Annotated in this window: 14 protein-coding genes and 2 pseudogenes; 13 read left to right on the top strand and 3 right to left on the bottom strand. The window is 35.9% G+C overall.

Going from position 1 to position 13033, the window contains the following annotated elements:
* Window positions 1–86: 86 nt before the first annotated feature.
* A pseudogene (locus C8K15_RS11940) lies at window positions 87–518 on the bottom strand (YdhK family protein); the annotation flags it as partial.
* Window positions 519–668: 150 nt separating this feature from the next.
* Here C8K15_RS11940 and C8K15_RS11935 point away from each other — a divergent pair.
* From C8K15_RS11935 to C8K15_RS11905, 8 genes and pseudogenes are all read left to right on the top strand, one after another.
* Window positions 669–1595 (top strand): patatin-like phospholipase family protein, encoded by a 927-nt coding sequence (locus C8K15_RS11935; protein ID WP_108586627.1) that lies wholly within the window; start codon window positions 669–671, stop codon window positions 1593–1595.
* A 390-nt stretch (window positions 1596–1985) separates the two neighbouring features.
* On the top strand, window positions 1986–2426 hold the full coding sequence (locus C8K15_RS11930) for a MarR family winged helix-turn-helix transcriptional regulator (protein WP_108586626.1): 441 nt from the start codon (window positions 1986–1988) through the stop codon (window positions 2424–2426).
* A gap of 65 nt (window positions 2427–2491) precedes the next feature.
* On the top strand, window positions 2492–3127 hold the full coding sequence (locus tag C8K15_RS11925; RefSeq protein WP_108586625.1) for a nitroreductase family protein: 636 nt from the start codon (window positions 2492–2494) through the stop codon (window positions 3125–3127).
* Between the two features lie 48 nt (window positions 3128–3175).
* Window positions 3176–3475 (top strand): putative quinol monooxygenase, encoded by a 300-nt coding sequence (locus C8K15_RS11920; protein ID WP_108586624.1) that lies wholly within the window; start codon window positions 3176–3178, stop codon window positions 3473–3475.
* Between the two features lie 306 nt (window positions 3476–3781).
* Window positions 3782–4234, top strand: coding sequence for a DUF899 family protein (locus C8K15_RS20810; protein ID WP_369973745.1), 453 nt, complete (start codon window positions 3782–3784; stop codon window positions 4232–4234).
* Between the two features lie 24 nt (window positions 4235–4258).
* On the top strand, window positions 4259–4660 hold the full coding sequence (locus C8K15_RS20805; protein ID WP_233260462.1) for a VOC family protein: 402 nt from the start codon (window positions 4259–4261) through the stop codon (window positions 4658–4660).
* Between the two features lie 227 nt (window positions 4661–4887).
* On the top strand, window positions 4888–5673 hold the full coding sequence (locus tag C8K15_RS11910) for a SurA N-terminal domain-containing protein (RefSeq protein WP_108586623.1): 786 nt from the start codon (window positions 4888–4890) through the stop codon (window positions 5671–5673).
* Between the two features lie 129 nt (window positions 5674–5802).
* Window positions 5803–5967 (top strand): annotated as a pseudogene (locus tag C8K15_RS11905) (transposase); the annotation flags it as partial.
* An 88-nt stretch (window positions 5968–6055) separates the two neighbouring features.
* Here the strand turns inward: C8K15_RS11905 and C8K15_RS11900 are convergent.
* Window positions 6056–6379 (bottom strand): YflT domain-containing protein, encoded by a 324-nt coding sequence (locus tag C8K15_RS11900; protein ID WP_108586622.1) that lies wholly within the window; start codon window positions 6377–6379, stop codon window positions 6056–6058.
* Between the two features lie 163 nt (window positions 6380–6542).
* Between C8K15_RS11900 and C8K15_RS11895 the strand changes: the two genes are divergently transcribed.
* From C8K15_RS11895 to C8K15_RS11885, 3 genes are all read left to right on the top strand, one after another.
* Window positions 6543–7022 (top strand): hypothetical protein, encoded by a 480-nt coding sequence (locus C8K15_RS11895; RefSeq protein ID WP_108586621.1) that lies wholly within the window; start codon window positions 6543–6545, stop codon window positions 7020–7022.
* 494 nt (window positions 7023–7516) lie between these two features.
* Complete coding sequence (locus C8K15_RS11890; protein ID WP_108586620.1) at window positions 7517–8059, top strand: DUF1287 domain-containing protein; 543 nt, start codon at window positions 7517–7519, stop codon at window positions 8057–8059.
* Between the two features lie 36 nt (window positions 8060–8095).
* A complete protein-coding gene (locus tag C8K15_RS11885; RefSeq protein ID WP_108586653.1) occupies window positions 8096–9190 on the top strand; it encodes a threonine aldolase family protein in 1095 nt (364 codons plus the stop codon).
* 152 nt (window positions 9191–9342) lie between these two features.
* On the opposite strand, the gene C8K15_RS11880 is transcribed toward C8K15_RS11885, so the two are convergent.
* On the bottom strand, window positions 9343–9540 hold the full coding sequence (locus tag C8K15_RS11880) for a hypothetical protein (protein ID WP_108586619.1): 198 nt from the start codon (window positions 9538–9540) through the stop codon (window positions 9343–9345).
* 235 nt (window positions 9541–9775) lie between these two features.
* Between C8K15_RS11880 and C8K15_RS11875 the strand changes: the two genes are divergently transcribed.
* On the top strand, window positions 9776–11671 hold the full coding sequence (locus C8K15_RS11875; protein WP_108586618.1) for a PrkA family serine protein kinase: 1896 nt from the start codon (window positions 9776–9778) through the stop codon (window positions 11669–11671).
* A gap of 144 nt (window positions 11672–11815) precedes the next feature.
* On the top strand, window positions 11816–12979 hold the full coding sequence (gene yhbH / locus C8K15_RS11870) for a sporulation protein YhbH (protein WP_108586652.1): 1164 nt from the start codon (window positions 11816–11818) through the stop codon (window positions 12977–12979).
* The last annotated feature ends 54 nt before the right edge of the window (window positions 12980–13033 follow it).

The raw sequence follows: 13033 nt of genomic DNA, 5'->3' as shown, positions 1-13033 counted from the left end.
CTGTAGACGGTTTTTCTAACTTTAAAATAAAAATAGCTTATCCACTTAAGGAATAAGCTATTTTTGGATTATATTTTGGTCAAACTTTATTTAGGTGATAACTCACTTTCCGTTACCCATTTATGATTGGTCACTTCTTCTCCGTCAGTAATTGAAGTGTAATTAATCATATATACTGTCGTTTTTTCGGCAGAATCAATTTCAGCTTTTGCACCATCCATCCCTTTCGTATGATCCGCATCAATTGTCACTTCGGAACCTGCTTCAAAAGGTTTATCACCGGCATCTTCGATTTCTTCATGAATAACCCATTTGTGATTGGTCAATTTTTCTCCACCTGTTGTCGGAGTATACGATACAGTATAGGCTGTAGTATCAAAGGCATTAACAATAGTAGCTTCAGCACCCTTCATCCCTTCCAAGTGATTTTCTTCGATAATCACTTGGCTGCCAACTTCAAAGGTTGGATTATCTTCCACTTTCAAATCTTCCGGAACTTCACTTGATTCTGAATGGTTTCAGAGGAATCATCCATTTGATTATCAAAACGATATAGGAATAACAAGAGCAGCCGAAATAACATCTTCGACTGCTTCATTTTATTTTAAGTTCTAATTTCCCTTCTTTTTTCCTACAGTGTAATAACGAAATGAAAAGGGAGAGCATGAATGTTAATTGATGGGGTGTTTTCAGGTGGTGGTTTGAAAGACTTTGCGTTAGTGGGGGCTTATCAAGTTATAGAGGAAAAGGGATTTCGCTTTCAACGTTTAGCGGGAACAAGTGCAGGGGCGATTCTTGCTTGTTTTATTGCGGCTGGTTATACAAGTAAAGAAATCGAAGTGATGCTAGATGATCAAGATTTTCAAACGCTCCTCGATCCACGTAAAACCATCCTTCCTTTACCGATCATGAAGTGGTTTTTTCTTTATTGGCGAATGGGTTTATACCAAGGCAAAGCATTAGAGCAATGGTTCATGAAAAAGCTTGCAGCAAAAGGGGTCTATACGTTTGGCGATTTACCACAAGGCTCATTGAAGATTATTGCTTCAGATTTAACGCACGGTAAGATGTTGGTTCTTCCAGATGATTTAGAACATTATGGAATATCTTCTGAAACATTTCCACTTGCTCGCGCCTTACGCATGAGTTGTGGGATTCCTTTCTTCTTTGAACCTGTCAAATTAAACGTGGGGGGTGGGAAAGCGATTGTTGTAGATGGTGGGGTTTTGAGCAACTTTCCATTGTGGTTATTTGATGAACCAGATGGCAAGAGACAACGACCACTTCTTGGTTTGAAGATTAGTTGTGGCCATAAAGAAGCGCGAGGACATAAAATCGACAATGCTTTGAATTTATTCGATGCACTATTTTCTACGATGAAAAATGCACACGATGAAAAGTATATTTCTCGAAAACATGAAAAAGATATTATTTTTATCCCCGTAGATGATACGAGTGCTACTCAATTTAATCTAAATGAAGAAATGAAAAATGCATTAATTGAAAAAGGGCGTAGTAGCGCCATCCACTTCCTAAAAACATGGTCACCGACAACCGATATAAAAACTAAACAAACGATTTATCATATTCTTTAAAATTAATCAAATTATTATTGGAATCCATCTACCAATACGGTTGTGGATTCTTTTTTTATAAATATATAAATGAATAAGTGGTAATAATTTTTCTGGAGGTCAATCAAAGAAATGTAAAGACAATTAAACAGTTCGTAAAATGTACACTTTTACGAACTTTTTTAAATTGCTCATACTTAGCCGTTTATATCATTCAACTCATTAAAATTGAGGGGTAAAGTGATTCAATCTCCTCGCTACACCACGTTCAACAACGGAAATGCCACTAAGACAATTCATTAGTGAAAAAATCCTCCAACAATTCAATTAGTTGATTTGTTGCATCAAGTGTTATATAGTAATTGACGGGTCAATTATTGACTTATCAATTACCTGAGAGAGGTGAATGTTTTGTCCAACTCATGTTCTGAAGAAGGAAAAATTGTCTATCGATTATATGAGATTAGTAAACAAACAAGCCCGAAGTTTGAGCGCTGCACAGGAATCAGTCAATCTCGTTTAGATATTTTAAACAAACTGTATGAAATAGAGGAAATTAGTCAGACGGAACTACAAAAAGAAGTGAACATAGATCATGCTGCTGTCACGAGGCACTTAAAGCAACTCGAAGAAAAGGGAATGGTATCACGACGCAAGAATCCCGCTGACAATCGATTTACATTTGTACGTCTTACAGATGAAGGACGTACAAAAATCATTGCTTACCAGGACGAGAAACAAAGATTCATTTCTAAAGTTTTAACAGGATTTACAGAAAAGGAACGTTCATCACTCTTGGAGATGCTTACGCGCATACAAGATAATGTTAAAAATATTCACCCGAACGACTAGAATCATGCAATAAATGCTACACATAATTAATCAAACTACAGTTAGAAATAAAGGAGAATAACAAAATGAACCAAACACTAGTGAATGATTTTTATGAAATAGTAACAGGACGACGCTCTATTCGGAATTATGACCCAACCGTAAAAATCAGTCGTCAAGAAATGACCGAAATATTAACTAAAGCAACTCTTGCTCCTTCATCGGTAAATCTACAACCTTGGCGTTTTGTAGTCATTGATAGCCCAGAAGGCAAAGCGACATTAGCTCCCCTTGCAAAATTTAATCAAACTCAAGTGGCAACTTCTGCTGCGATGATTGCTGTATTTGCAGATATGAATAGCCTAGATTATGCAGATGAAATTTATGGACAAGCAGTGGATGAAGGGCATATGCCAGCTGAAGTAAGAGATATTCAGTTACCAGCTATAAAAGGATTGATCAGCACCATGACACCCGAGCAGTTGAAAGATATGAACTTAATCGATGCTGGTTTAGTGTCCATGCAGTTAATGCTAGCTGCAAGAGCTCACGGTTATGACACGAATCCAATCGGTGGCTATGAAAAGGATCATATTGCAGAAGCTTTTGGCATGGATAAAGAGCGGTACTATCCTGTTATGCTTATTTCAATTGGTAAAGCTAAAGATAAGGGTTACCAATCAGTCCGTCTTCCTGTTGATACAATTACAGAGTGGAAATAAAGAGTACTTAACTTAACCAAACAACATAAGAAAAGAGGAACGAATACAATGATTATTATTCACGCTGGATTTCAGATACAAGCAGATAAAGAACAAGCATTTTTAGAAGAAATTCGCCCATTGATTGCTGCTTCTAAAGCTGAACTCGGGAATGTAGCGTATGACTTAATGAAAGATATAGAAAAAGAAAACGTCTATACAATGGTAGAAGTGTGGGCAGATTCTGCCGCTGTCGATATTCATAACAAAAGCGAACACATCACATCCTTTGCCGGTAATGCTCCACAATATTTTGCAGCACCCTTAGATGTGAAACTTTACGACGCTACTGAAACGCAAAAAATATAGGTAAACGTCCCACAGTTGCATAGCCGATAAAGAATCCAACACCATAAATAGGTGCTGGATTCTTTTATTTATACAAGTAACATGCTTTTGGCATTCAATTTCACAATATATACTCAAGAATTCTTCCTCATTCCTAGAGTGCTCACGTCTCGGTATACCTTTCCGTCACATTTTAAGTAATTTCCATGATTTTTTTGTGGTAGCAGTAATTAGAGGATTATCTTCTTCTGTTATTGAATGTTATGTAGAACGTAAATTAACTAGAAGGAGCCGAATCTAATGTTAAGTACTAACCTGTTAACTTAAATAGAAGAACTTGAAAAGAAAATCTTTGAAAAAAAGAAGCAATTAACTCAATTAAGAAAAGCAGTACCAGAGAGACTTGTTAAGAATTATGAATTTATATCCACAAATCATCAGAAATTAACTTTACTCGAATTATTTGGACCTAAAGATGAACTTTTTGTCATTCATAATATGGGGAAAAGTTGCTCGTATTGCACGATGTGGGCTGATGGATTTAATGGTGTTTATCATCATTTAATGGACAAAGCTGGTTTTGTAGTGGCAAATCCCGACGATCCGACTGTTCAGGAAGATTTTGCAGCTTCACGTAAATGGCAGTTTACAATGATTTCGGTAAAGGAAACTACCTTCACTAGCGACATGGGCTTTCAAAATGGTTCATCCTTAACCCCAGGGGTCTCTATGTTTTGTAAAGATGAAGAGGGAGATGTCTACCTTCATGCACAGGCGTAATTTGGACCTAACAACGATTATTGTGTGACTTGGCCATTATTTGATTTACTCCCATCTGGAGCGAGTGATGTGGTTGCCAAGAAAAAGCTAAACAATCAATCTGATTTTCAATTGACGAATAATATTGCCATCGGTGTAACAAATTATGAAAATGCTCTTAAATTTTATGAAACTATTTTAGGGATGAAGAATGTACAAACCATGGAAAATGAAACGAAATTTTCAATAAGCAGCACGACCTTTTTCATTGAAAACAATTCGGCTAATCAAGTTTTCTTTGAATTCGCAGTTGAAGATTTTAAATCTGCTAAAAAGTTACTTGTAGAAAACGGCTGCGTCATTACAAAAGAATACAAGGATACAAGCGTAATAATTGCTGATCCTTATGGCTTAAGGTTTCACCTGTTCGAAGTGAAAAAAAACTAAGGTTCCTCCTTTAGATGACACGGAATTGATGTTGTAACAAAAGTATGACTGTTTTTTACTTAATGCGCGTCTAATCAGTCTTTATTGAGTTGTTTAATATGACAAATAGATGTCAATTTGATGTCATGAAGGGCTTTTGGTTTAAATTTACCAAAATGTTCGTTAAGATGCAGACTAGGCTTTAATTAAAAATAGAGTATGAAGATATGAAAGGGGATAACATGTACATGAAATTCAAAAAAATACTACTTCCGTTTGTAGCTGGCGCTTTAGCTTTAAGTTTAGCTGCTTGTAACGACGATGATAAAGCAACAAAAGAAGAAACACCTAAGGAAGAAACAGCAAAAAAAGATGCTAGCCAAGAAGAAGCTAAAGCTCCATCTAAAGAAGAGTTAGCTAAAATGCAGGCCAAACTAGATGAGCAGCAAGTTGATAAGAGTGAGATTGTTGCTGTTGTAAATGATGAAAAACTTACCGGAGATAAATATAATCAAGCCTTGATGTCAATCCAAGGCCAAATGCAACAAATGGGTCAAGATCCAACTAGTAAAGAAGCTTCTAAACAAATAAAAACTCAGACACTTGATTCTCTTGTTAATCAAACATTGATCCGTCAAAAAGCAACTGAAGCAAAATTGACTGCAACTGAAGAAGAAGTGAATAAAGAGTATGCAACATACGAAGAACAAGTTGGTGGAGAAGAAGCAATGGCTAAAGCTCTTAAAGCACAAAAAATGGATAAAGAGACTTTAAAAGAACAAATTGCTGAGTCTATTGTATTTGGTAAATATCAAGATAAGGTAGCACCAGCGAAAGAAGTAACCGACAAAGAGATACAAGCTTATTATGATCAAGCTGTAGCTCAAGCAGAGGGAACTGAACAGAAACTACCACCACTTGAAGAAGCAAGTAAAGAAATCAAAGGAATTCTTGAACAACAACAACAGCAGGAGCTATTTGCTGCTCACGTTGAAAAACTCAAAGCAGATGCGAAAATCGAATTAAAGATTTAATGTAATTGGAAAGCACTTTCCATAGCGGAGGGTGCTGAAAAAGTACCCGAAGCCACCCTTTCTCGATTTATCGAGAAAGGGTGGCTTTTCTTTTGTATAATAAAAGGACTTACTTAGGTGGTGTCTTGAATGATTTCAAATCACCAGTCTCTTTCGCTCAGTCCATTTATGGCAATTTACGATATTGTAGTACCGAAATATAATATGCTTCGTCAAATTAATGAGTTAGTCGATTTTTCATTTGTCCTGGTAGAATTGCAGAATAAATATTGTCTCGATAACGGTCGCAATGCATAGTTAAGGGTGCTTTTCTTATGCCATTTCAAACGAATAAAGGACATCTCAGGCGTTAGCCGTGAGATGTCCTTTGTCATTTACTTATTTATTTTTTGTATGCGATTAAGACAAGTTTCCCTTTATCGAGTTCTTTTTCGTATTGTTCTGCCTCTTTAACGGTTAAACCAACCGACGCCATTTTGGTACGCAGTTCATCACCACGTGAGCTTGTAATATTTTTCATGCTGTCGAGTAAGCCTTGCTCTTTCACACCGACACTTTCCGTGTCCAGAGCATCTGTTATATGTTTTGAGCGATCTTTATCATGTGCAAAGATATAAATATCATCATGAGTAAATCCTTGCGCTTCTAACTTTTCAATTTCTGTTTTCGCCTGCACTGCATTTTCTACTGTTAGTTTTACTGTCAAAGTAATCCCTCCATTATTTATAGCTTATTACACTACATACCACTTAAGTTGCACGCTTAAACAAAAACAGAATAAATAGTGTAATTTGAAGGGGGAATTTCATAACGACAGTGCCACAATTAATTGTCGAAGAATAATATGAAATTGTAGAAAGGGGATGTTAATGAAATTTAAGGTTTTAGTGGTGTTTGGGTTACTGATATCTTTGTTAGCGGGCTGTGGAAGTAACCCTATAGAGGAAGATTTATTAACGTATATGAATGAGAGCTTGCCGTCACTTTCCGAGCAAGAATTTGAGGCAGTTGCATTATACGATAGTGTTTCAGGTCCTAACTATACAGATGATGAAACGATGTACTACACAATATTATATGAAGTTATTCCAAAATATCGAGTTTTTATTGATAATTTAGAGAAAATAGAAATAGAAACTGAAGAATTAACTAAAATACACGAAATTTATATTGAAGCTGTCAATATCCAAAACAGTGGTTTCTTAACCATTCTTACGGCAATTGAAGAGCAAGATTCAGAAAAAATCAATGAAGCAAATGCAAAACTTACTGAAGCTAGAACTATGATTAGGGACTATCAAAATAAACTTGATGCCCTTGCTGAAGAAAATGATGTAAAAATAGAATAAAATCTGTCTACATCGGTTGTAATTGAATTATCTGGCGTTATTTTCAAATGACATCTCTTAATATCTTGCTAAAATTCAAATGCAGTGTAGAAATACACTTTCAATATAAATAAAGCACCACAACAGTCGAAAGGTTGTGGTGCTTTTTGCGTTTGGAAAAAGAGAAGTTACAGATCAAATCCGTTTAAAGGAGAATCATTGGACTCTATTGAATTGTAATGTATGGTTCCATTTTCTCCACGTTTTTTTGAGTGATTGGATGTACCTTGTTGAGCTCATCTTTTTACACCATAACCAGTGATTGAAAATTCATCAACGACGTTGAGGTGAAATTAATCATGAGAAAAAGAAGTTTTCTTTTTCTTAGTTCTGTAACGTTCATTAGTTTCCTTGTATTTGTATATTTCTTTAAAGGTGGAATTATCCTGAACACTATTGGCATTCACATTGACCGTCCTTAGGAACAGGTTGTTCATGTACCTGAAGCCTATTCTTTGGTCGATAGTAACGACAATTCAATTGCTGATCCAATTGATATCGTAAATTCAGCTAGGAAAGAAGTTGAGAATCGTACCAATTATAAAAGTGGTTACTATGATGGAGGATACCCTCCAGACGATGAAGGAGTATGTACGGACGTTATTTGGCGTGGTTTAAAAGGTGCTGGAATCATCTTAAAGGATGTTATAGATTTAGATATTAATAAGCACACCAATCTATATTCAAGAGTAAATGGCAAGCCTGATCCTAATATCGATTTTAGACGAGTTCCAAATCAAGACGTTTACTTAAAACGCTATGCTCAATCTTTAACGACTGAATTAATATCTGGTAATATTGAAAATTTAGAGCAGTGGCAACCAGGAGATATCGTCGTGTTTTTAGAAAAAGGTTTCCATCATACAGGAATCGTTTCAGACAAGCGTGTTGAGGATGGAACACCATATTTTATTCACAATATCCGACCATTTGCAGCTGAGGTGAAACTGTCTTCTTTTAAAACTCCAATCGCAGGACATTATAGATGGAAGTACTAAATAAAAAATAAATTATAAAAGGGGGTCTTTGAAATGTTGAACAAAAAAAATTCTTTATTTGAAGCATTTAAACAAACGAAGTATCAGATGGCTGGTCATGGGAAAAGAGATATTCACATTCTAAAAGAGGCATTTCAAGCAGTTGATGGTGAACAGGAAAGTGATATATATGGTAAAGGGAAAATTATCGAAGATTTTCAAGACAAAATGGCTGCTTATTTAGGGAAACAAAGGGCCGTCTTTTTTCCAAGTGGAACAATGGCACAGCAAATCGCATTACGCATATGGTGTGATAAAAAAGGAATAAGAAAAGTTGCATATCATCCATTATGTCACTTAGAAATTCATGAGGAAGATGGATTAAAAGAATTGCATCACATTGAGACTGTGTTGCTGGCAGATAAAACTCGAGTGATTGAATTGGAAGATGTAATTACCATGGAAGAGGAAATCTCATGCTTACTGCTCGAATTACCTCAACGTGAAATTGGTGGTCAATTACCTGATTACGAAACGCTTGAAAAGATTTCAAGTTATTGTAGGGATAAGGGAATTAAGTTGCATTTAGATGGTGCACGACTTCTCGAGATTGTTCCATATTATAATAAAACTGTTGTTGAGATTTGCAGTTTATTTGATAGTGTTTATATTTCGGTTTATAAAGGAATTGGTGGGATAGCAGGAGCAATTCTTGCGGGTGATCAAGACTTTACCGAGGAATCGAAAGTATGGAAAAGACGCCATGGTGGGGACTTAATCAGCCTTTATCCGTACATCATCAGTGCTGATTATTTTTTTGATCAACGGTCACAGAAAATGAATCAGTATTATGAAGATGCGAAAGAACTTGCTGAACTTTTCAACTCATGTCATGCAATTTCAACTTTGCCGATGGAGCCTGTTTCAAATATGTTTCATGTGCATTTTCATGCCCCAAAAGAGCAAATGGAATCGGTATTGATAGAAATCTATGAGACAACAGGTATTGGTTTAACCAGCTATTTAAGAGAAACAACTGAGGAAGCGTGTTCTTACGAAGTAAGTATTGGCGATCAATATGCGGCTTTACCAAAAGAAAAAGTAAACCATGTGTTTAAACTGATTGATGAAAAAATGAGAGAACTGAATTAAATATCACTGATAATTTGGAAAACGCGAGATAATTTACCGAGGAACTAAAACTGTAGTTTAAGAATGGAGAACAAATTGATCTACATAATACATATGTATGGTACAGGATTGGACACAACTCTAGGTTGTGCCCGAATCTGATACCCTTTAGATTAATATGTTTTTTCTGCTTCAGTCTTTTTGCGCTGATTAGGAGTCATCGGTTCGTGTTTTGGTTTCAAATTCCCTAATTCAGCTAACTCTAAAGAAATCTCTTCTTTTCCTTGGCTAGGCCGTGGTCTCGCGTTTTTTGATGTTTGTTGCATTGAACCTGAATTTTTAAAAGCTCCATTTAGTTTATCTTTGTCCATAAAAAAACCCCTCTCAACTATATCGTACCTCCTTAACATGGTTCAAAAAGACGTAAAAATGTATTTAACTTAAATTAAATATTTGAAAGAAATTTTTAATAAGTGAATAACATTTTTTAGTGGATACTTCTTCGTTTTTTGCGAAAATGATTTACCTTATATCTAAAAAGTATCGGTATCATAAGTTGTCTCCTTTCATACTATGAATAAACCAAACCCTACTGGAGGGAATAGGATGGACATTTTAAATAAGGTGAAGAGATACCGGAAAGAAGAACATGAACTTAAGTGGGAAGGTACGTTTGCTGATTACTTAGCCATTGTGAGAGAAAGACCAATTGTTGCCCAGATGGCTCATTCACGTGTATATAATATGATTAGTAGCTCTGGTTTAACGGAAAGAAATGGGCAGAAACTGTACCACTTTTTTGGAGAAGAAATATTTGGACTTGAAACGTCAATTGAAAGACTTGTAGAGGAGTATTTTCACCCTGCAGCCAAAAGGCTGGATGTTCGTAAACGCATTCTCTTACTCATGGGACCGGTAAGTGGAGGGAAATCGTCCATTGTGACATTGTTGAAAAGAGGACTTGAAAGCTATTCTAAGACAGATGATGGAGCGGTTTACGCCATTAAGGGATGTCCGATGCATGAAGATCCTCTACATTTAATTCCTCAACATTTGCGTGCTGATTTTACTGAAGAATACGGCATTCGCATTGAGGGGAGTTTGTCTCCATTAAATACGATGAGACTTGAAAAGGAATATGGAGGACGTATTGAGGATGTGCTGGTTGAGCGTATTTTATTCTCAGAGGATAAACGAGTTGGGATTGGAACTTTTACACCATCGGATCCGAAATCACAAGATATCGCCGATTTAACGGGAAGTATAGATTTTTCAACAATCGCTGAGTTTGGATCAGAATCTGATCCTCGAGCATACCGATTTGACGGCGAGTTGAATAAAGCGAATCGGGGAATAATGGAATTTCAAGAAATTTTGAAACTGGATGAAAAGTTTCTTTGGCATTTATTATCGTTAACGCAAGAAGGTAATTTTAAAGCTGGCAGGTTTGCATTAATCAGTGCAGATGAGATGATTGTAGCCCATACAAATGAAACCGAGTACCGTTCATTTATTTCCAATAAAAAGAATGAAGCACTTCACTCTAGAATTATCGTTATGCCGATTCCATATAATCTTAAAGTGAGTCAGGAGGAACGTATTTATGAAAAAATGATTCGTGATAGTGACATGAATCATGTTCATATTGCTCCACATGCACTGAGAGCAGCTGCTATTTTTTCTATATTAACCAGACTCGAAGTCCCTAAAAAACAAGGGATTGATATTGTGAAAAAAATGCGTCTATACGATGGTGAAAGTGTAGAAGGATTTAATCAAATTGACGTTGAGGAATTAAATAAAGAATTTCCAAACGAAGGTATGAACGGCATTGATCCGCGTTATGTAATCAATCGAATTTCTTCGGCCATGATTCGGAAGGAAGTTCCTTCGATTAATGCACTGGACGTATTACGTGCACTGAAGGATGGACTTGATCAACACGCCTCCATTTCTCAAGAGAATCGTGAAAAATACCTAAATTATATTGCAGTCGCGAGAAAAGAATATGATGAAATTGCTAAAAAAGAAATACAAAAAGCCTTTGTCTATTCTTATGAAGAATCTGCGATTACATTAATGGATAACTATCTTGATAATGTAGAGGCATTTTGTAATAAAAATAAACTCAGAGACCCTCTTACCGGGGAAGAAATGAATCCAGATGAAAAATTAATGCGTTCTATCGAAGAACAGATTGGTATTTCTGAAAATGCGAAAAAAGCATTCAGAGAAGAGATTCTCATTCGCCTTTCTGCCTATGCAAGAAAAGGCAAACGTTTTGAATACAATTCCCATGAACGTCTTCGTGAAGCCATTCAAAAGAAACTGTTTGCGGACTTAAAAGACGTCGTCAAAATTACCACTTCATCCAAAACACCTGATGAATCTCATCTTAAAAAGGTTAATGAAGTAGTTGCAAGACTTATTGATGAACATGGTTATAATTCGACTTCAGCAAATGAATTATTACGTTACGTCGGTAGCCTGCTAAATCGATAAGGAAGTACCTAAAGTTGGAAGACAAGACTAATTTTTTTATTAGTCTTGTTTTTTTTATTTATAAGGTGATGGCAATAACTTACCTGCCATAGCATAGTATAAGGAAATTAAAAACTTTCTAATAAGAGATGGGTGTGGATGGAAATGAACGACAAACAAGAAAATCATTATGTCATCTCACAGGAAAACTGGTCTCTCCATCGCAAAGGACATCAAGATCAACAACGTCATATAGACAAAGTAAAAGAAGCTATTAAGAATAATTTGCCGGATTTAATTAGTGAGGAAAGTATTATTATGTCAAATGGACGAGATGTAATTAAAATTCCAATTCGTTCATTGGATGAATACAAAATCCGGTACAATTACGATAAATCAAAACATGTAGGCCAAGGCGATGGAGATAGTAAAGTAGGGGATGTAGTCGCTAGAGGATCAGAAAAAGGAGAAAGCGGTTCTGGTAAAGGGAAGAAAGCCGGTGATCAAGCGGGAGAAGATTTTACCGAAGCGGAAATAACTATGGCTGAGTTGGAAGAGGTCCTTTTTAAAGAGCTGGAATTACCAAATTTAAAGCAAAAAGAACAAGCTGAAATCACAACAGATAAAATTGATTTTAATGATATTCGAAAAAAAGGCCTGATGGGGAATATTGATAAAAAGACCACAATATTAACGGCAATTAAAAGAAATGCAATGAAAGGTAAAGCTGAAATTTCACCCATTCATAATGAAGACCTGCGCTTCAAAACATGGAATGATGTCGTAAAACCTGAATCAAAAGCTGTTGTTCTTGCGATGATGGATACTAGTGCTTCCATGGGGGCTTTTGAAAAATATATGGCAAGAAGTTTCTTTTTCTGGATGACTAAATTTTTACGTTCAAGATATGGAACAGTCGAAATTGAATTCATCGCTCATCATACATTAGCAAAAGTTGTATCTGAAGATGATTTTTTCACAAAAGGAGAGAGCGGTGGAACAACTTGTTCTTCTGCTTATCTAAAAGCATTAGAACTTATTCAGCAAAAATACAGTCCTTCACGTTATAATATTTATCCTGTGCACTTTTCTGATGGAGAAAACATGCCAAGCGATAATGAGAAATGTATAAAACTTGTAAATGAACTAATGGAGGTGTCGAGTATGTTTGGTTATGGGGAAGTAAATGCACATAGCCGTTATTCTACATTAATGTCCACATATAAAAACATATCGAATCCAAAATTTCGTCATTATGTATTGAAAGAAAAAAACAACGTATATGATGCACTGAAAAGCTTCTTTCAACCAGATCAAGCTCCAGTATGAGCCGAGTGATGTGCATTGTGCCAGTCTATGAAAAGTACACTCGGAGGGATTGAG

It is taken from the genome of Paenisporosarcina sp. OV554, from assembly GCF_003058165.1.
GTDB lineage: Bacteria > Bacillota > Bacilli > Bacillales_A > Planococcaceae > Paenisporosarcina.
This window is presented reverse-complemented; position numbering and strand designations above follow the sequence as displayed.